Here is an 18,844-nt window from a genome sequence, read left to right on the forward strand (position 1 = left end):
AAAAAACCTTTATCAACTTTTTGTTAATGTTTGGTACTCAAATCGGGTGAGTAAAGACTCTGCAACAATTTTGCTCTCTAATTCACTGACTGCATAATAGTTGGGCTTTATCATCGCTCGTAATGATTCAACTTCCTTTTTCAACTCATTAAGGTTATCTGAATAGGTAGCCAAAGAATCCATCGTGTTAATACTTGTTTTTATTGTTGCTAAATACTTCTCTGGTACTTTTACGGAGCCAGGAACTGCGGCGTAGCCAATAAACCCTTTGGATAAAGAAAGAAACATTTTTTCTTTACCAAGATTTTGAGATTCTAGATAATAAGTCAAGTTACGATTGTCAAAGCTGTATTCAAATTCACTTGAATTTTTCTCTAAAATTGTTGATTCGCCCAGTGGGCCCGAGAAAGGTATCTCAGGAGAAAAATCTGAAATACGTGACACTACGGAGTAACCATTAATACGCTTGTCAGAGGTGATGACTGTAAAGATAAACTTTTTTCTAATGTAATAGTAAAACTCAACATCAACAACTATTCGTGACCTTTTTACTGCGTTAGGTTCCCCTAAAAATGTTTTGATGTAAGCGATGCTATTACCTATGTTAACTTTATCTATCTGCTTATACTGAACTTTATGTGTAAAGTTCTCTACGAACGCAGAGTAAGCACTTTTAAGAACATCTTTTGTATCACCCCACTGTCCAATAGAAATCAATATAGCAGCTATCATTAAGATAGAGCTTTGTACTTTTTTCCAGGTTGATGTTTGATTATTATTTTCTGTCATATTTTTACTTATAATAGAAACTTCACGCATAGTAATTTGGTGAAGTTTTTTGACCGACAACTATGCAATTAATTGGTTAGTTTTTTTATTTCTTGATCTAGGTCGTTTTCGGCTTTTTTGGCTTTGAATTCTTGATACAAAAACTTTTCGTCAGCGGGGTTTATGGTTCGTTGACTTTGTTTAAGAATGTCATTGAATAAGGATTTTGTTTGATTTGGTTCAAGGGCTGTAAGTACACAAAAATGATCTTTTCCAGATATATTAACAATATCCGATTTTATTAGCCTAGAGCCCTGCAATTTTTGCTTGGTTAGTTGCTTTGAAACAGAACTAAAGCTTGTACCAACAGTAGTATCGTCGTTTGCGTCTGTACGATTGCTATATGTTTTTTCAAGCCCTTCAATACGTGTTTCTATTTGTTGTGCTAGCGCTAGACGACTGTTTGCTGTTGCGAGTTTTTTATCAATAGATAAGTTGCCTGAGAACTTCACACAATCTGTCGCGGCAATGCCTTCACTTACATGAGGGTTTAAAACCCAGTCAGGCAGATTGGAAACAGGTGTACTTGCGCTTTTTTCTGCAACTGTATTACAGCCAGCAATAACAACAACGGCAACAGATGTTAATAATGTGCGGGATATTTTCATATAGTCACTAACCTTGTAGTTAATTTAGGTGAAAATTTAAGCAGACACTAATTGTATGTTTGTAGAATAGTTTTATTTGTGTAAAGGAGGGAATGAAAAACTGCATTATTTGATTGCCTCCATGCTTAAATAACTAGTTTTAAGAATAAACCAAATTATTAATAATTAATATAGATTAGTGTTTTTAAATAATTTTTAATACGCACTGGTATTTAAATTCTTTAACAGAAACAACTTTACGTTTTTAAGTACTATACCTAGTTGAAAGTTTAAAAGCGTGCCACTTACGCCGTCTCCCAATATGGGATTTCGCCATAATACTTTATAAAAAAGTCGATAAATGCACGTACTTTTGGCGCGAGCAACCGGGAGCTTGGGTATACAGCCCAAATAGCGGCATTTGAATCCATTGGGTAATCTTTTAGTATTTGAACTAGGGTGCCTTCTTTTAATGCGTTGTGGGCGCACCAAATAGACGAAATAGTAATACCTGCATCATTAATACACGCATCCCTTATCGACTCTCCATTATCAATACGAATACTGCCTTTTACCTTAACTTTTTCAATGCCATTTGGCGTTTTAAAGCTCCAGTAGTCAATCCCAATTAATTTAATACAATTATGGTTGAGAAGATCCTGTGGTGTTTTTGGTTCTCCGTGTTCTGCTATGTAGCCTGGTGAGGCGCATATAATTCTATGGTCGCGGGCTAACTTTCTGGCTACGAGGGTTGAATCGTTAAGCTCGGCATTTCTGATAGCGATATCAAAACCACCTTCGACCATGTCTACAATACTATCGCTTTGTCTTAAATCCACTTTAAGCTCAGGGTGCTGATCAATAAAAGCTTTAAGTGCGGGCACTATATGCATACGACCAAATGAGGAAGGAGCTGCAACACGAATCGTGCCTTGGGGGGTAAAAGAGCCTGCGCCTACAGCTGCTTTTGCACTATTTATAGCATTTAATATTTCTTCAGCGTGAGGTAAAAACTCTCGGCCTTCTTCAGTTAAAGATACTCGCCTTGTTGTACGGTGAATTAGTTTTACACCAAGCGATTCCTCAAGCTTAATAATATGCATGCTAGCTACCGGCGGCGAAAGGCCAAGTTCCGCGCCAGCTGAACTAATATTGTGTGTAGAGGCGACTCGAACGAATAACTTTAGGTGTTCATTGTTCATTATTAAAGCCTATTATTAATTAAATTTTAAAACTAGCTGTTAATTTGAGTGTATTATCATGGGTATCTCTTGTAAATATACTGGCTGTTTAAACTAAACAAGCGGGTACCATAAATGCCAGCAGCATGGCGAAATACTAGCTAACCCTGCAACAATTATTGATGAAGGGCGCCTATTGCCTGTGTTAGACAACATTGAATTTAATCTTGAGGATGCAGGTAAAACGCATGATGGCCTTGCTAGTGGTGAAGGTATGGGGAAAGTGGTTATTTCACTATAAATTGTCGTGTCGGCTTAAGCCAAGCACTTATTAAATGTGCCCGGCTTTTTTATTATTTATAGGCAAAATTACTCTACAAAGGTTTACGGTTTAATAGTCATAAGTTCAATTGAGATCTATTTGTTTTGATAAAAATAAGGTAGTTAAGTCTGTTATTTTTATCAGGGCTTCTTTATCTGCGTGGGTCCATGATATTTTCGATCCAATACTTTCACAGCAAATCACGCCTAGTGCCTTATTATCTTTAAAATAAATGTAGTCAAGTAGTGAGTAAATATCGTATGGCTCAAAATAGCTTTTGGTAAAGCCTTTTGTAACTTCGTGATTTCTTGCATCGGGGGCATCAAGTATTTGGTGGCTTAGTATGTAGTTAAAGTAATCTGGGTAGTCTTTTGCTGTTAATACTGAGTCAAGAATGACTTCATCGTTCTCATCAAGGCACATTAAGCAATTTATCTCAGAGTATTCTTCATTAAACAGCCATAAGCTGACTCTGTTGGCCGCAGGTATTAATCTTTTTAGTTCACGGCATGTTTGTTTAAGTTTATGTTCTCTTTTAATGCTCGGGTCACTAATTTTTATTGCTAAGTCTTTGAGGTTTTCGTTGTTTGGATTGTAAACATTAAGCAAGCTGTTCAAGCTATCTTTATTAAATGGCTTAGTTAAATAACCGTCCATGCCAATATTTAGGTAATGCTCAATATCTTGTTTCATTGTGTTGGCAGTCATGGCAATGATAGGTATTGATTTACCGTTTTTCAGTGCTCTTATGGCCTTGGTTGCTTCAACTCCATCCATTACTGGCATTTGAATATCCATAAAGATTAAATCAACGTGGTTGTTAACAAAGTAATCAACACACTCTTTACCGTTTTCAGTAAAAATCACTTGAGTGTTGTGCGCTTTTAACATTTTATTGACGACGATTTGATTTATTTTATTATCTTCCGCAACTAAAATAGCACAGCCTTGTAAATCAGTTACTTCTTTGTTTTTCTTTAGCAAACTATCTAAAATCGATGCTTCAAAGCTTTGCTGATAAATAAATGTAGAGCCTTCATTTTCTTGGCTGGTAAAACTGATTTTCCCACCCATTAAATGACTTAACTTATTACAAATAGAAAGGCCTAACCCTGTACCACCAAATTTACGAGAGGTAGATGAGTCAGCTTGATGAAATTCTTTAAATAAGTTTGCTTGTGCTGCTTTGTTTATTCCTATACCTGTATCTATGACCTTAAATGTTATGTTCTGTGTATTTAAAGAGTGACCTTTTAAGTTAATTATTAAATCAACGTGCCCAGCTTGAGTAAATTTAATTGCATTTGAGCATAGGTTATTTAATATTTGCGATATTCTTAGTGGGTCACCTTTTAATGTTTCAGCCACTTTTTTATCTATTGATACATTAAACTTTATACCTTTATCAGAGGCTTGTTTTTTTAGTGGCTCAATTACACCATTAACAACGTCTTTAAGGTTAAAGTCGATATGTTCAATATCTAATTTTCCAGCTTCTATTTTTGAAAAATCTAAAATATCATTCACTATATTGGATAAAATATTGGCTGAGTTTAGAATACTTTTTAGCGCAATATCTTTTTCACTATTACTGCTGTCAGATAAGCCAAATTCGGCCAAGTTTAAGATACCGTGAAGTGGTGTTCTTAGCTCATGCGACATATTAGCTAAAAATTTACCTTTTAAATTATTGGATGTATCTGCTTCAGCTTTTAGTTTTTCAAGCTCTTGAATATGAGTTTTTTGCTGTTCTAATGCTTTACTTAGTTCTCTGTTTTTTAGCCTTAACTCTAATTGGGCTATTACCTCTTTACTTAAAATAGTTAACGCACTAATTTGTTTTTTAGTTAATTTTTTAGGTTTATCACTAATTACACATAAAGTACCAATTGTACTGCCTTGCGGTGTGATAAGGGGGGCACCTGCATAAAAGCGAATGTTTGGATCGTTGGTTACTAAAGGGTTGTCGTGAAAGCGCTCATCAAGTAAAGCATTTTGTATTTCAAATACTTGGTCTTGCAAAATAGCATGCGAACAAAACGCAATATCACGCTCTGTTTCAGTCGCTTCAATACCGTATTTTGATTTAAACCATTGTCTTTGCGGATCGACTAAACTTATAAGTGATATGGGGGTATCACATATATCTGAGGCAAGTTGAGTTAAGTCATCAAATACTTTTTCAGCTTCTGTATCTAATATTTCGTACTCATACAATGCTTTTAATCGAGATTGTTCATCCGCTGGAATTCGCGCTTTTTGCATAGTAATACCTAATGTTTATGTAGCGTTACTATAGAAGTAAAGTGAACTGAATGACAGCTTTTAGCATTAAAATATAAAAACAATAAAGAGTTTTTTATGTTGATAATGGGTAAAGGTCTGAGTTGTTTAAAAAGCGATATTGACAGCGTTCGGCGTGTATTTTGAAGAAGAAAGGCCAAGTAAGAAGTTACTTGGCCTTTAATGTGTATATTTTTCTAATCGCTAATTATTTCTTTTTTTCACTTGGTACAGGTTGTCCGTAACTAGGAGAGCGTGGACCATATAGCAGGCCATTGTATGTATCAGATGATAATAAACGGCTTGATGTAATTGCTGCTATCTCGAACCCTTTGTCGGTAATGGTTTCTGCAATTTGGTTTATTGCAGCCACAACTAACATGCCGACTAATCCGCCACCGCTGTTATTTTGTTGTTCAGCGGATGAAGCGCGCGCTTTCCCTTGCCATAATTGAACCCCAGTTCGTAAATCAACAAGTGATGCAGAAACAGTAACAGCCGTCTCACTAGAAATTACAACATAGCTTGTACCGTACTCTTCAACGGTAATATAAAGTGCAGAATCGGCACCAAAAATACTATGAAGTTTATCTACAGGAACTTGGTGCACGTCGCTTGCAACAGTAAGGCCGTTTCCTTTAAATGTTTGTTCAACTACAGCCACTGGAAAAACATAAAATCCAGACTCTGCAATTGGAGCAACCATTTGGGTCATTACGCTATAGGGTGCGATTACTTCAGGTGTGTTATTAAGTGGCGGTAAGATAATAATTGAATGCGGGTCAGCTTCTTTGAATGCAGTATAGTCATGGGCTGGTGGAGGAGAAACACAGCCAGCGAGTAATGCAACAAGTGCAGCAGCAGTAAGTGATTTTAAGTTGAACATATTAGGCACCTTTCGCAGATTTTAATAGAAAATCGATATATGAAGTTGATTCTGGAAATAGTGACTTTTCAGTTTCAAAGTGAGTTGTACCTAATGCAGCATTACCTGTTTCAAAGTAAAGCATACCTAAATGAGCGTGAAGCCCTGGTGCAATAGCTTTGCTTTTGTTTGCTGCGTCAGCAATAACTTGTTCTAGCATAGTAATTTGTTCTTCAAGGGTAACATCTTCTGCTTTTAAGTAAGCATAAACTGCGGTGTTATATTCACCGTAGTAGTAAATAGGTTCTTTGGTTGAGTTACATCCTGTAAGCGCTGCACAGACTAATGCTAGGGTTATTAATTTTTTCATTATTTATCACCCCATTGACCAGATTCAAGTCCGGTAACTAGTTTATTTACTACTTCGCGAATTGCTAAGTCGAGAACTTTTCCATTAAGAGTTGCATCGTATGAAGCTGTGCTACCAAACCCAACAACTTCACGTTCAGATAAGCTGTATTCACCAGCTCCTTGAACTGAATAAACCACTTCTGAGGTGGTAACATCAACAATGTTGAGTGTTACTTTAGCATAAGCAATTTGTGATTTACCCTTACCAAGTAAGCCAAAAAGCTGACGGTCGCCGATTGCTTTACGACCAAATTCAGTCACATCGCCAGTAACCACAAATTTAGCACCGCTAATTACTTGTTTTGTTCCTGTTAATTTAGCTTCGTCAGCAAGCGCTGCCATATTATCGCGATCAAGCACACTAAAGCGGTTAGTTTGCTGTAAGTGACTCATTAAAGTTGTTTTGGCTTGGTTACCTAAACGGTCTTGGCCTGACGAAAAAATACCATTTTGAAAACTTGAGCGATTAACAAATTGACCTACAACAAGTTTACTTTTAGTACCTGTATAGGTTGTGTTGTAACTTGCCACTGTAGGGGTCTCAACAACTTTTGATGATGTTGTTGCACATCCAGCTAATGTAGATGCCACTATTGCAGAGATTAGAATTGTTTTAATGTTGCTTTTTGCTGTGCGCATAAGGTGTTTATGTCCGTTTAAATAATCACAAAAATATTTTAGAAACAGACTATTAATATTTAGTTCAACTAAATAAATATTTGTAGAGTCCATTCCGTGTGTATTTATAAACAAAAAACAATGTAAAGGCAATGTTATTTTATAATTATTAGGTACATAAATTCACATACTTCAAGGCTAAAATATTAGCAAAAACTAAAATAATAATATTGGTTTTCGATTTGCAACACCTTGGCTATTGATGCTTGAAAGTAAATAAACATGTAAAATTGTATGTCAGCATGCCGTGCAATATTTCAGTTGTTTATTGTTGCATTTACATAATTAAAGTTCCTAAAAACAATTACAGACAATACAGCGCTATTAAATATGGCGTTATTTACATTATTCACGAGGTTTTGTATTCACATTAATTGCTAGTTTAAAATATAGTATTTAAAGCAAGGCCCTAGCCTGCTTAGCACTTATTAATAGATATAAGCTGGACTTTTTAGTACTTGGTTAATAACAGTGTTAATGATCTACATTTTGCTACTTTAAACTTTCAATTAGCTTTAGCTTACTTTTAAAATTTAACTTTACATGAATGTAGCGAGCTAGTGTGGCAATTAGTACCAAAGTGCCAATACCTACTTGTGTGAGCCATATTGTTGTGTGGTTGTACATTAAAATGCTCACGACCGCAGTGATGCAAAGCGCAGCCCACAAAATGGAACAGCCTATAAGGTTTAAACGCCAGTAGTTTATTTGATTAATGAGCTGCTGCTTTTTAAAAAGTAGTAAACCATTAACATCTAGGGTGTGTGTATTTATTAGCTTTTTGCGCTGAATAAATGCCCATACTGAAAACCCAATTGGTAACGGAGTTAAAATTGCATATAACACTTGCTCAAGAGTGCTAGTTGCTTCAAAAACTAATGCATAGATACAAAATAAGCTAACAAATGCGCCAGCAACAAAGTCTAACCATGCTTTAATTGATTGTTTTTTTCTAGCCGATGTAATTTGGCTCAGTAGTGCGGCAGTATCCAGTTTTGGAGTCGCATTTTTATAGTCTTTTTGCCATTGTTCTAATAGTGGATCCATAATTATTATTGCTCCATTAGCTTTTGAAGTTGCACACGTGCGCGGCTAGCGCGCTTGGCAACGTTCGCTTCGTTTAGACCTAACGTATGTGCTATTTCGGCTTGGTTAAAACCTTCTAATTGAAGAGAAATAACTTGCCTAAATTTTAATGGTAGCCGTCTCATCGCTGTCATTAAATCATACGTGTTATCGCTGTGTTGGTGAGAATCAGTACTAACCAAGTCAAGTAAAGGGTCGCTTAAATTATGACGATCTTGGCGACGTGTTTCTTTTAAAACATGATCGACAGCACGGTTGTGTGCGACCCTAGCAATAAAGGTCTTCATACTTGAATCGCCTCTAAAGTTTTCTACTGCATGCCAAACAGCTAACGATATATCTTGCAGTAGGTCTTCTCTAAGTGCTTGGTCTGCTTCATGTGTTGTAGCAATACGCGCCATTAAAGGTGCGTATTGCAATAGTATCTCATGAATATGATCCCTTTTTTCCACTAGTCTTCCTTGTTTTTGATAAATACACTTCTGTAAGCAATATAGCTTATACACGTGAGTATAGGACCCGTAATAATCGCACTTAATAAAAAAGTATAAGGAGCTAACAATAGACTTAAGAAAGAAATTAGCGCGATTAAACACATTGGTTTAAACGCATAGAAAAAAGCATTTAGGCTACTTTTTAATGCTTGCAGTACATTTTTATCACCAAGTAAAACACAATAGCCTGCAAAACTGACAGGCAGTGTAACAGGAATAACCGAGGCAAAAATAATACCTAGTTGCCATTGGGTAACTTCAGTAGGCTGCGAAAATAAAAGTAAATTTATGCCATCATTTCCTAGTAAAAGCTTTGCTACAAATAACTGAATAAAAAAAGCAGATGCTAAAATTGCTGAAAGCGGAATCATGCTTAGCCAGTTTTTAGCTTTAAAAATCGACTTCAATGAAAATACTTTTTGAGTGGCCAAATGGTGAATGACGATAATAGCGCTGCTGCCTACAAAAGTGGCAGCCCATTTGGAGGCTAGCATGCCATAAGGGGCGGGTAGTATTTGAAAAATACCTTCAATAATTAAAGGAAGCAGTAAAAATAAAAAAAGTTTTACAGGTGCTTGCTTAAAAAGTGAAAAACCGTCTTGAAGCCATTGATTAGCTTTACTAGCGGGTAAACTATGTAGTGGGGTTACTGTTAATGTATTCATAATTACTCTCCTTTTGATTGTTATGTTATTAGTCGATAACAATGAGAATAATCTGACATTTTATTTTTAATTAAAGTAAAAAATTTAAAACACAAAAATAGATTTATAATTAGATTAGCTTACATCACAAGCAGGATGTAAATTAAGCACTTCGGTAACTACTTGACCAAATAGAGCTTGTTCTTGCTTTGACAAATTAATAGTTGGGTCAAATTTCATGATATCCGCGGGTCGTGAAGTAATTATTTCTGAAAAAGTCATTGCTGTTAATACATTGCCAGCATAAGAGGCATGGTTGCCATCATCCATATGTAGTTTTGCATTTGGCATTAACTCTAAAAGCCTGTTCCAAACAAGGCCAATAGGAGCTACGCAGCTAGGTTGTTTAGCGCTTATTGATAAATGTAAGTCGTATACACGCTGGCCTTCTTCAGGGTTGCCTCTTTGTGGATGTTCAGGAAATAAAATAGGTGTGATATTTTGTGCCTTGGCTGATGAAATTAAATGCTCAGCGGCATCAGTAGGGTAAGTTGTTAAACCAGACTGAGAGTATTTTTGGCCATTGAAAAATGGCATGGCTTAGATTTTTGTTTTTAAGTTTGTCTACGTTTGCCCTAATACTCACAATATTATCTAAAAAAGGTCCCGACACTGTGGTTGTTTGAACTGACTTATCTGGGTATTGGTTTTCGATTATATGCTCAATGATCCGCCCTAACTGACTGCTGTGACTATTGCCATAAATAATAATGTTGTAATTACCTTCAATATTGTTTTGTGTAATTGGAGTATGACTGGCACTTGTATTTGATTGCTGAACTTTGGTATTACTGCTGCCTGAACCGCAGGCTGATAAAAAGATTAAAGAAAAAAGCCAAAATTGTTTAGGGGTATTAAAACTTATCATACTAATTTGTACCAATATTGAAAACTACTTACTGATACTAGTAGGTTAATTCTTATGCCACAAGTTCTTGCACGGCTCAAATACCTTAGTGATATTTTGTTTTATGATTTAAACAAAAAGCCCAGCAAAAATGCTGGGCTAAGGTACTTAGGTAATAAAGGTATTATTGCGCTAATTCACCAGTAGCTGACTCTATGTGTGCTCTTACAAACCACTGAAATTGCTCAAGATCGGCAAGTTGGCTTATTAACATATCTTCAGATACTGGGTCTAAATCTGATACCGTTTCGATGGCTTTACGGTGATCGGCATTAATGCCGTTGTACACTTTATCTAACGCGCCTAAATGCTCGGTAACAAGTCCTTTACCTAATGAATATTCGTTCCATGTACGGCGGTCAACAATTGACTTAGGTGTCCCTACTGGTATGCCGCCTAAAGTGGCAATACGCTCGGCTATTGTATCTGTCATTTCGCGCACAGCTTCAACCTGAGGGTCTAGCATTTCATGCACACCTATAAAATTAGGACCAACAACATTCCAATGAATATGTTTTAGTGTTAATTGAAGATCTATAAGTGCAACCATGCGGTTATCTAAGGCTGCGATAGTTTTTTCAGCTGATTCGTTGCTCATACCTGGTGCAGTAAATTTAGCTTGCTTATTTGTATTGCTCATAACTTCTCCTACTTAACTATTTAATATTTTCACGTAGTCCTTTAATGTAATAAATACGTGATAATTGTATGAAGCAATCAATATGCCGAAAGTTAAACTAAATATAATTGTTTTAAATCAGTCGCTTGTGTTTTTGCTTTTGTTTGGTTTTTTATTAATATGAGGTGGTTATGAAAAGTCTGCATCTTTTTGTAAAATTTGCAGACCAAACAGATTTGCTGAAACTAAACTAGAATATTTTTAACGGGTGTATTCATGTGCCTTTAGTAATTCAAGCGGTATTACTTCAAGCGATTTTTTATTAGTGGCCTGCAAGATTACTGGCGGCGCAACGTTTGCTTGTTGCGCATGAAGCCATCTTATTGCGCATAAACACCATTTGTCGCCAGCTTTTAAGCCTTCAAAATCGTAAAGTGGATTGGGCGTTATGAGATCATTACCTTGTGACTTCGAAAACTGTAAAAATTCTTCGGTCATAATTGCACACACACTATGATTACCGCGATCAGAGTCTGGTACATAGCAAAAACCCTCGCGAGTATACCCGCCATTCCCACAGCATAATTGTAACCGGGTATCCAGAACGTTAAATTGATTTGCCATAAGGTGCCTTAAGTCATTATGTTTAATACAGTAAAAATTACTTTATCAGGCGCTAAAAAGTATAGCTACTAAAGTGAGGATGTTTGATTATGACTTTTTAAAAAAAATTGGGGCATTTAAATGAAGGGAGGAGGGGAAAAGTATTATTTGTGCCACAAACTAGTTTCACTAGATCGTGGCACAAGTTGAGTTAAAGTTTGTTAACTATTCGTATTTTCTGGCTTTTTTAGTTTTGATTACTGCAATGTATGCGTGCCAGCTTGCATAGCTAAGTAGTGGCATAATCACAATAAACCCAACAGCCCCAGTTACAAAACCAAGCGCAACCATTAGGAAAATGCATATTGACCAAACAACCATTGGCGCAAAGTTATTTTTAACGGCGTTAATAGATGAGACGATAGCTGTCATTATGTCTACGCGTCTTTCCATCATAATTTGTGGTGTAAATGCAGACACTGAAAAAACAGACACGAGTAAAACGCCACCTGCAATTGTACCAAGCGTTAAAAATGCTGACAGTTCTTCAAATGTTGGGTTAGCGTAGTTAGGGTATAAAGCATGAACAAGGGCGGCAATGCGCATCCACGCAATCATTATTACGAGTAATAATATTGCAAATCCCCACTCTCCAACTGGGTTTCTAAACATCGACTTTAGCGAATGCCTAAAAGTGGGTTTGTGGCCTTTTTCGAGTTCCCATGCTACGTCGTATAGGCCGGCTGCGAAAGCGGGTCCAATTAAAACAAACGCAACAGTGGCGGGTAAAATTACAAATACGCTTTGTGCAAAAAATGCAGAGTAGATAATAGCTGCAGGAATAATACTAAACACTAGGCCATAAATTACAGTAAGTAACGGGGCTCGGGTCATGTCTTTAAACGCAAGTGCTAACCAGTGAAAAGCAGCGAACGTATCTACTTTGTTACACTCTATACAGCGAGCAAATTCGGTGTTTTTTTCAATTGTTTTTGTTGTAGGCATAAGTGGAGCTCCTCTATAAAGCCTCTATTTAGGTTTAGGTCATAAACGCTTTATTTACAAATATTAAACATACATACGGAGCTAAAATTAAAATTGTTCACTAAATAAACGTTTTATGTTTTTTAGTAGGGGTATTACAAAAGGAAATTTTATAAGAGGATTGCTGAAATCTATATTAATAAAGTACTACTTAACCTGTAGGCAGGTTAAGTAGTTAAATAATGCTCAGCCTAAGCTGATTGCTAGGTATTGTATCTCGTCACCATTTATTTGTGGCAAAAAGTAAATATCGTTGTATTTAAAATATTGCTGAGAGTTTATGGTAACTGGCTCAGCTGACGATGGTAGTTCATCGTAAACTTGCCCTAAGCTATAGTCGAAGACGTTGCCAATTTTAATAGCTTTGTTGCGCTGAATTATTGGCGCATCTACCACTTTATAGCCGCCGTTATCGGCAATATAAAAAACGTTTTGATAAGCATAATATGTGGTGTTGCGATGTTTCATACGCGAATAATGTCTAGGAAGTTTTTTAATGCGCAGTCCGCGAGGTGGCATCACAGCGTGATAGCCTTTTTTAGCTTTTCGGTAGTAAATGCCGTCATTAAAGCTAAATGAAATTCCATTAAACCAAATAGAGGTACTTCTTCTTGGCAAGTGCCTTATGTATCTATTTTCTTTGTAATAACGCGGCTTATACCTATTAGTTAGGTAGTTATATTTATGATTGTCGAAACGTAGTTGTTTACGCTTTTCTTGCTGCTTTTTTTGCTTGTTCTTTTCTTTTTTACGGTCTTGGCGCTTTTCTTTTTTATGCTCTATGCGTAGTTTTTTTTCATGGCGACGTTCATCGCGCTTATACTCAATGCGTTTAGGGTTTTCGTGCTTATAATTTTTATGAACTTCTCGCTCGTTGGGTGCTGCAATTGCGGTGCTTGAAAGCGCGCTAATGGCAATTATACCCGATAGTAAAAATGTAAGTTTCATAGTGTGCCTCGTTTATGTTGTTACATAACTAGGCTTAATATTAACCTCTGAAACTGAACATTAACTGACCTATTTAATGTTTGGGCGTACCTTTACATTGCTTTACGTAAGCCAAACAGTTTCTTACTTTTTATTACAGTTTTAAACAGGGCGCTTTAAACAATCATATGCATGTGGTGAAAAAAGAGTGCAGGTTAAAATTAAAGACTAATTTTAAGACAAGCTATTAAAATTTAAATCATTTTAATAGCTTGTTCATTAGTGCTTAGCTGGGGTTAACAAATCTCATCGAGTAAATGCATCACACGTTCGCTGGCTGCTTCCATTTTATGAATATGCTTAATTGCAGATTCTTTATCGCCATTTTGAATTGAGTGCAGAGCCGCAACACCATTTTTATGTACTTCACTATGCGGGTTTTCTAATTGTTTAAATGCATTGGTGTGTTTAAATTCAGCAGACTGCTCTGAACTATACCACTGGCCTAATCGGCACATTGTATGGTCGCTAAAGTCATTAACTGACTTGTTGCTTTGGCCATTTGCTACTGCATAAATGTCACCTTTCCATACAACATGATCTAGTTTAACGGTTTGAATAAACGACAACGTAGCAGCCTGAGAAATCGTATTTTTCATGTTGTTACAAAAATCGATAATTGAAGTGTAATCGGTATTCAGTGCATCAAAATTATCACTTAGGTGCGAACTATTTTCTTTAATACCTTCTACTGATACCACTGTTTCATCTGTTTTGTTAATAATTTCTTTTACTAGGTCGGCCACTTCTTGCGCTGACTTATTCGTGTTTGTTGCTAGCACCCTTACTTCATCTGCTACAACACTAAAGCCTCGACCAGCTTCACCCGCACGGGCAGCTTCAATAGCAGCGTTAAGTGCTAATAAATTTGTTTGATCTGATATTTTACTAATTGTTGAAACAAACGTACTGATTTTACCGGCCATACTGGCTAGGCCTGAAATGTTTTCAGTCATGCTTCCCATTTTACTGGTCATTAAATCCATTTCTTTGACAATATGATTTAGCGAGCTATTTGATTTTTCGAGCAGGGTGTTTATTTTATCGCTTACTTTGTTTTCTTCATCAATTTTAGAGTAAGAGCCCAATACGGTTTGTCTTATATCTTCGATTTGAGCAACACCATTGATAGAGCTGGAAAGTAATGAGTGAGTGAAACTATGATCTTCATTATTATTTGGGTTATTTAACTCTTCAATTAGAGAAGTATTTTCATTGATAAGCGTTGTATTTTTATTACGTAAACTCTCAATTTCTTTTTTTAGTTGGTCATTTTCGTTTTTCAATATCGAGTAGGTTGAACTTAAAACAAACATATTTAGACCTTGATTTTTAAAAATAATTTACATTTAGTTATCATTATAGAGGTAAAATTTTATTGAGCCTATATTTATAATCACTGTTTTCTTTTATTGAACTCATATGGTGATAAATTTTTGTTAATTCTCACCATACATTATTAAGTTCAAAGTCCTTGGTTAAAGGTTGTTTTTATAAAATCCGTAAAAATGCCACTAGGTCTGTTTGTTCTTGCTTGGTTAAATTAAGCTTTATAAGCAGGTCGGTGGTTTTAGGGAAGTGTGGGTCGTTTAGTTGGTTTTTTCGTGGTCTTGGTCTAGCTCCGCCATGGTTATACATACTTACGATGCCGGCTAAATCGTCAAATAAGCCGTTATGCATCCACGGAAATGTTTGCATTAACCCTAATAGCGATGGGGTTCTAAATTGGCCAATATGCTCAGGGTTGTGGGTGGCATCGTATCGGCCTTTATCTTCAAAACGGCGGCCGTAATAATGCAGCCCTGTGCCATGGAATTGGTTGTCGCTGAGTAGTGCGCCGTTATGGCAAGTCATGCATTTAGCTTTAGTTCTAAATATATGCAGGCCATTTAACTCACTATCACTTAGACTACTAACTGCTTGTTGTGGATTTTTATTAAGCTGCGTTAAAAAAGTTTTATAGCGGCTATTTGGCGGTGCTAATGTGCGCTCAAACGCAACTAAGGCTTTTGCCATTTGCTCTGAAGTGAGGGTATTACTATTAAAAGCACTTTGATTAAATACACTGTAGCTTTTATCTTTATTTACCCGCGCTAAAGCTATCTCAGGGTCTAAGTCCATTTCAATTGGGTTTGCTATGGGCATTAGCGCTTGTTGCTCTGCCGTGCTTGCACGACCATCCCAAAAAAAGCTTTGCCACTGATCAATACCAAAAATAGCAGGGGTGTTACGTGTGCCTATTTGCTCGTCAATGCCTATGGCAGTTGTACGGCCATCATGAAAGCCTTTGTCGCGATCATGGCAGGTTGCGCAGCTAACGGTATTATTACGCGAGAGCTGCACATCATGAAAAAGCTTGTCACCTAAAGCAACATGCTCAGGTTTTGGCGAGGCTACAGTCAAAAGCGACATGGGCTCAACGCTTCTTCCGTCACTGGTTTGAATAGCAGGCCAATGAGCTTGGCCTTTGCTATAATGTGAGCGTAAATCGTTATTGTTTAAAGCTTTAGAATCAGCCGTAAATAAGAATACAGCAAGGGCTACAAAAATAACTTTAATCATACTTGTAGCTCAGCTCTAACCAAAACACTCGACCAGGCTCAATACCTGATGCGCCCTCTGCAACTGTATACGTTCTATCATTTAATAAATTAGAAATATCAGCACGTAACTCTAAGCTTTGGTTGCTGGTCAGTTTATGTTTGTATTTTAAACTTAGGTTTAGCATTGTCCTGGCACGTATAGTCTGTTCTTGGTAAACATCAAATAGAGTGGAAACAACTGGGCAGCTAGCACAGACATCCTCTATATCAATACTTTCGCTTCCTCCTGTACTTACAGCTGTATCGTAGCTACCTGAATATGAGATATTTAATCCAGTGCTAAATGAATCGACCCAATCTACGTTCCAGCCTAAGGCTGCTGTGATAGGTGCTCCAAAATTAGTTCGTATCTGAGATAGTTGACTTAATGTGACCAGTGATCCTTCATCTTTTGCATTAACATAATAAACGAGCTCATCAAGTGGGGTGTTATCTACGGTTGCATTATAATTGTCATTTGATATTTCGTTCTCGGCATACGATGTATTTGCCCATACTGAATGGGCACCAAATTGTGCGCTCCATGCTAGTGAAATACGTTCTGAACTTCCCGTTCCTTCATTACTAATATCAATATAAGTGTACCCATCAAGATCTGTTTCGTCTGAAGTAGTGCGAGAGAACTGCTGATGTTTTTTACGTTTTATGTATTTTAAAGACACATTACCCATTGTCTCAAATGCGTGAGCGATACCCAGTGCAAGTTCATCATCGTAAGGGGTATCGACGTCATTAAATCGATATTTAAAGCTACCAGTGTAATTTGAATCTAACCAGTTTTGTAAATATCCACTTTCGATAGGTCTGTATTGCAGGTACGAAAACTGCTGTTGCTCTTTTATTTTATAACTGATAATTGCAGAGTCGTAATAGCGGTTAAGGCCGGCACTAATAATGGTTTTTTTATTATCAAATACGTCGTAACCTAATGAAATTCGCGGTGCTACATCATGGTTTTGTAAAAAGTCATCATAGCTGTAGCGCATACCTAAATTCACATCCAGTTTGCCATAGTTAATATGGTCGGTAACGTAGAGTGCGTTGCGATTTAAATTTACATCTATGTATTCAGCAGGGGTAACAGTTCGGCCATTAAAAAATTGCGCTGTAGTAGTTATATTATTACTGTATGCGGTGACGTGCTCCGAGTTGTTAAAGTTAATCTCACCACCTAATTGCTCAGCTAATTCTTCTATAGGGATGAGAGTTTCGAGTGCTTGACAATCAAGTGAATAACCACTGCAATTAAGGGGTGTAGTAGCACTAGACCATATAACAGGCGAGCTGTAGTTATAGCCATCTTGAAAACGCTCACGTTCTATTTGCTGATATTTAATTTCTGCACCAGCCACAACTGAGTGGGTTAATCCTAAAAATTTAAAAGTTTCTAGATTAAATGTATTTTTCCAATTGGTAGTAAATTGGCGGTTATCTAACACGCCATAATCACCTTGGCGTGAAAAGCGTTCGTCTGCATCACCTTGGTTAGCGTATTGTCCCCAGTCTTTTCCTTTTGTTTGCAGCCAATTATAAAAATGCGCTGGGCCATCTCGGCTACTATCACTTATGTTATAGCTTAAATTACTTGCCCATGTTACATATTTAAAATCTTGCTTTAATTGTATTGCGCTACCATAAGCGCCACCTTCTAACTGATAGTCACTATCAAGTGCATCAGTAATAAAACCATTCACCTCGTAGGGAGAATAGATCATACTTATCGTAAAATTATCAACCCAGCCGTTCTTATAACCATATTTAAATATAGCGTTAATGTTACGGCGGCTTTGGGTTTTTGTTTGCCCCAGTGATAAGTCACTTATATCACTGTTAAGGTAATTTAAACTAAACATCACACCGTGGCGTTTATTAAGTTGCTTTTTACCGCTCAATGAATAGCTTATTTTTTCGTATACTGGAGCCTCTAATTCAGCTTCATCTGTACTGCTTTGCTCAGTTTGATCGTCGGCTTGAATATAATGATAATCAGACCAATCACTGTGATTCCCGCGTACAGTAAAGCTAAAACTATCTTTGCCAAATGTTTCTTTTGTTTTGGTATCAACAACACCGCCAGAAAAACCACCAAATTCAGCCGGAATATTATGGTCGTACACAGTGATTGACTCAACTACATCAGAGTTTACATTCATGCTTTGCACACCGCCTGACACGTCATTACTTGATGATGTTAAGCGGCTACTACTGGCGGGATCAATACGATTATTGTAGTTCATACCATCAAGTGAAAAACCTGTTTGCCAAGGTTGGGCACCTGAGATGGATATTTCTGGCGCACTTATCTCTGCTAAGCTTTCAATGCTGAATGCCTCATTGCTTAATTGTACGCCAGGTAAAAGGGCAATTAGCTCATTTATGTCGCCATTCCCTTTGGCTGTTGCATCAATAAAACTGCGGTCTAAATACGAACGACCAATAACTTCAGGAACTTCTATTCCTATAAATTGGCCTTTGACTTCAATGTGTTCGATAGCTTCACATAAACTTTTTTTTTCATCAGTGAGTGTGCTGCAATCTTCAGGTGGGGGAGGAGTCTGTTTTTGCTCGGTCGCACCATATGAATTATGGGCAAGCAAAAACAGACACGCATAAATATAACGTGTCTGCATTGTTTTCTCTTA

The 18,844-nt window shown here is 36.8% G+C and carries 20 protein-coding genes; 1 reads left to right on the forward strand and 19 read right to left on the reverse strand.

The annotated features are described in order from the left end of the window. Window positions 1-12 precede the first annotated feature (12 nt). The 3 genes from PMAN_RS01695 to PMAN_RS01705 all read right to left on the reverse strand — a co-directional run bounded on the left by PMAN_RS01695 (window position 13) and on the right by PMAN_RS01705 (window position 2,617). Window positions 13-789, reverse strand: coding sequence for an ETEC_3214 domain-containing protein (locus tag PMAN_RS01695; RefSeq protein WP_021032387.1), 777 nt, complete (start codon window positions 787-789; stop codon window positions 13-15). Window positions 790-857: 68 nt separating this feature from the next. Then, window positions 858-1,436 carry a hypothetical protein gene (locus tag PMAN_RS01700; protein ID WP_010555722.1) on the reverse strand — a complete coding sequence of 193 codons (579 nt, stop codon included), beginning with the start codon at window positions 1,434-1,436 and terminating at the stop codon, window positions 858-860. Window positions 1,437-1,720: 284 nt separating this feature from the next. After that, window positions 1,721-2,617, reverse strand: coding sequence for a LysR family transcriptional regulator (locus PMAN_RS01705; protein WP_010555723.1), 897 nt, complete (start codon window positions 2,615-2,617; stop codon window positions 1,721-1,723). A gap of 133 nt (window positions 2,618-2,750) precedes the next feature. On the opposite strand from PMAN_RS01705, the gene PMAN_RS19080 reads away from it, so the two are divergent. Continuing rightward, window positions 2,751-2,897 carry a zinc-binding dehydrogenase gene (locus PMAN_RS19080; protein ID WP_257790775.1) on the forward strand — a complete coding sequence of 49 codons (147 nt, stop codon included), beginning with the start codon at window positions 2,751-2,753 and terminating at the stop codon, window positions 2,895-2,897. A 105-nt stretch (window positions 2,898-3,002) separates the two neighbouring features. On the opposite strand, the gene PMAN_RS01715 is transcribed toward PMAN_RS19080, so the two are convergent. From PMAN_RS01715 to PMAN_RS01785, 16 genes are all read right to left on the reverse strand, one after another. Next, window positions 3,003-5,183, reverse strand: a complete 2,181-nt coding sequence (locus tag PMAN_RS01715) for a GAF domain-containing hybrid sensor histidine kinase/response regulator (RefSeq protein ID WP_010555725.1) — start codon at window positions 5,181-5,183, stop codon at window positions 3,003-3,005. Between the two features lie 226 nt (window positions 5,184-5,409). After that, window positions 5,410-6,087 carry a DUF799 domain-containing protein gene (locus PMAN_RS01720; protein WP_006791803.1) on the reverse strand — a complete coding sequence of 226 codons (678 nt, stop codon included), beginning with the start codon at window positions 6,085-6,087 and terminating at the stop codon, window positions 5,410-5,412. A gap of 1 nt (window position 6,088) precedes the next feature. Next, complete coding sequence (locus tag PMAN_RS01725) at window positions 6,089-6,436, reverse strand: DUF4810 domain-containing protein (protein WP_006791804.1); 348 nt, start codon at window positions 6,434-6,436, stop codon at window positions 6,089-6,091. Next, the gene (locus tag PMAN_RS01730) at window positions 6,436-7,116 is read right to left on the reverse strand and encodes a CsgG/HfaB family protein (RefSeq protein WP_010555726.1); all 681 of its coding nucleotides are present in this window, start codon (window positions 7,114-7,116) and stop codon (window positions 6,436-6,438) included. Before PMAN_RS01730 ends, PMAN_RS01725 begins: the two co-directional genes overlap by 1 nt. 531 nt (window positions 7,117-7,647) lie before the next feature. After that, window positions 7,648-8,202: a hypothetical protein gene (locus PMAN_RS01735; RefSeq protein ID WP_010555727.1), complete on the reverse strand. Its 555-nt coding sequence runs from the start codon at window positions 8,200-8,202 to the stop codon at window positions 7,648-7,650. A 5-nt stretch (window positions 8,203-8,207) separates the two neighbouring features. Further along, window positions 8,208-8,693, reverse strand: coding sequence for an RNA polymerase sigma factor (locus PMAN_RS01740; protein ID WP_010555728.1), 486 nt, complete (start codon window positions 8,691-8,693; stop codon window positions 8,208-8,210). After that, window positions 8,693-9,400 (reverse strand): hypothetical protein, encoded by a 708-nt coding sequence (locus PMAN_RS01745; RefSeq protein ID WP_010555729.1) that lies wholly within the window; start codon window positions 9,398-9,400, stop codon window positions 8,693-8,695. Before PMAN_RS01745 ends, PMAN_RS01740 begins: the two co-directional genes overlap by 1 nt. 114 nt (window positions 9,401-9,514) lie before the next feature. Next, entirely contained in the window at window positions 9,515-9,976 is a 462-nt protein-coding gene (locus PMAN_RS19085; protein ID WP_010555730.1) for a hypothetical protein, read from the reverse strand. Further along, the gene (locus PMAN_RS19090; RefSeq protein WP_010555731.1) at window positions 9,918-10,307 is read right to left on the reverse strand and encodes a hypothetical protein; all 390 of its coding nucleotides are present in this window, start codon (window positions 10,305-10,307) and stop codon (window positions 9,918-9,920) included. Before PMAN_RS19090 ends, PMAN_RS19085 begins: the two co-directional genes overlap by 59 nt. A gap of 163 nt (window positions 10,308-10,470) precedes the next feature. Next, window positions 10,471-10,986 carry a DNA starvation/stationary phase protection protein Dps gene (gene dps, locus PMAN_RS01755; protein WP_010555732.1) on the reverse strand — a complete coding sequence of 172 codons (516 nt, stop codon included), beginning with the start codon at window positions 10,984-10,986 and terminating at the stop codon, window positions 10,471-10,473. A 240-nt stretch (window positions 10,987-11,226) separates the two neighbouring features. Next, window positions 11,227-11,589, reverse strand: coding sequence for a DUF2237 family protein (locus tag PMAN_RS01760; protein ID WP_006791812.1), 363 nt, complete (start codon window positions 11,587-11,589; stop codon window positions 11,227-11,229). Between the two features lie 204 nt (window positions 11,590-11,793). Beyond that, window positions 11,794-12,573, reverse strand: a complete 780-nt coding sequence (locus tag PMAN_RS01765) for a DUF2189 domain-containing protein (protein WP_006791813.1) — start codon at window positions 12,571-12,573, stop codon at window positions 11,794-11,796. 225 nt (window positions 12,574-12,798) lie between these two features. Beyond that, complete coding sequence (locus PMAN_RS01770; protein WP_010555733.1) at window positions 12,799-13,560, reverse strand: DUF6515 family protein; 762 nt, start codon at window positions 13,558-13,560, stop codon at window positions 12,799-12,801. Between the two features lie 275 nt (window positions 13,561-13,835). After that, window positions 13,836-14,915 carry a methyl-accepting chemotaxis protein gene (locus PMAN_RS01775; RefSeq protein ID WP_008128866.1) on the reverse strand — a complete coding sequence of 360 codons (1,080 nt, stop codon included), beginning with the start codon at window positions 14,913-14,915 and terminating at the stop codon, window positions 13,836-13,838. A 175-nt stretch (window positions 14,916-15,090) separates the two neighbouring features. After that, window positions 15,091-16,161, reverse strand: coding sequence for a cytochrome-c peroxidase (locus PMAN_RS01780; protein WP_010555734.1), 1,071 nt, complete (start codon window positions 16,159-16,161; stop codon window positions 15,091-15,093). Continuing rightward, a complete protein-coding gene (locus tag PMAN_RS01785; protein ID WP_010555735.1) occupies window positions 16,154-18,832 on the reverse strand; it encodes a TonB-dependent receptor in 2,679 nt (892 codons plus the stop codon). Before PMAN_RS01785 ends, PMAN_RS01780 begins: the two co-directional genes overlap by 8 nt. Between the last annotated feature and the right edge of the window lie 12 nt (window positions 18,833-18,844).

The sequence above is a fragment of the Pseudoalteromonas marina genome (assembly GCF_000238335.3).
Lineage (GTDB): Bacteria > Pseudomonadota > Gammaproteobacteria > Enterobacterales > Alteromonadaceae > Pseudoalteromonas > Pseudoalteromonas marina.

Bases quoted from the DNA above. Each gene is read 5' to 3' on its own strand.
- PMAN_RS01695 (WP_021032387.1), bottom strand. From the start codon at position 789: ATGACAGAAAATAATAATCAAACATCAACCTGGAAAAAAGTACAAAGC.
- PMAN_RS01700 (WP_010555722.1), bottom strand. From the start codon at position 1,436: ATGAAAATATCCCGCACATTATTAACATCTGTTGCCGTTGTTGTTATT.
- PMAN_RS01705 (WP_010555723.1), bottom strand. From the start codon at position 2,617: ATGAACAATGAACACCTAAAGTTATTCGTTCGAGTCGCCTCTACACAC.
- PMAN_RS01715 (WP_010555725.1), bottom strand. From the start codon at position 5,183: ATGCAAAAAGCGCGAATTCCAGCGGATGAACAATCTCGATTAAAAGCA.
- PMAN_RS01720 (WP_006791803.1), bottom strand. From the start codon at position 6,087: ATGTTCAACTTAAAATCACTTACTGCTGCTGCACTTGTTGCATTACTC.
- PMAN_RS01725 (WP_006791804.1), bottom strand. From the start codon at position 6,436: ATGAAAAAATTAATAACCCTAGCATTAGTCTGTGCAGCGCTTACAGGA.
- PMAN_RS01730 (WP_010555726.1), bottom strand. From the start codon at position 7,116: ATGCGCACAGCAAAAAGCAACATTAAAACAATTCTAATCTCTGCAATA.
- PMAN_RS01735 (WP_010555727.1), bottom strand. From the start codon at position 8,202: ATGGATCCACTATTAGAACAATGGCAAAAAGACTATAAAAATGCGACT.
- PMAN_RS01745 (WP_010555729.1), bottom strand. From the start codon at position 9,400: ATGAATACATTAACAGTAACCCCACTACATAGTTTACCCGCTAGTAAA.
- PMAN_RS19085 (WP_010555730.1), bottom strand. From the start codon at position 9,976: ATGCCATTTTTCAATGGCCAAAAATACTCTCAGTCTGGTTTAACAACT.
- PMAN_RS19090 (WP_010555731.1), bottom strand. From the start codon at position 10,307: ATGATAAGTTTTAATACCCCTAAACAATTTTGGCTTTTTTCTTTAATC.
- dps (WP_010555732.1), bottom strand. From the start codon at position 10,986: ATGAGCAATACAAATAAGCAAGCTAAATTTACTGCACCAGGTATGAGC.
- PMAN_RS01760 (WP_006791812.1), bottom strand. From the start codon at position 11,589: ATGGCAAATCAATTTAACGTTCTGGATACCCGGTTACAATTATGCTGT.
- PMAN_RS01765 (WP_006791813.1), bottom strand. From the start codon at position 12,573: ATGCCTACAACAAAAACAATTGAAAAAAACACCGAATTTGCTCGCTGT.
- PMAN_RS01770 (WP_010555733.1), bottom strand. From the start codon at position 13,560: ATGAAACTTACATTTTTACTATCGGGTATAATTGCCATTAGCGCGCTT.
- PMAN_RS01775 (WP_008128866.1), bottom strand. From the start codon at position 14,915: ATGTTTGTTTTAAGTTCAACCTACTCGATATTGAAAAACGAAAATGAC.
- PMAN_RS01780 (WP_010555734.1), bottom strand. From the start codon at position 16,161: ATGATTAAAGTTATTTTTGTAGCCCTTGCTGTATTCTTATTTACGGCT.
- PMAN_RS01785 (WP_010555735.1), bottom strand. From the start codon at position 18,832: ATGCAGACACGTTATATTTATGCGTGTCTGTTTTTGCTTGCCCATAAT.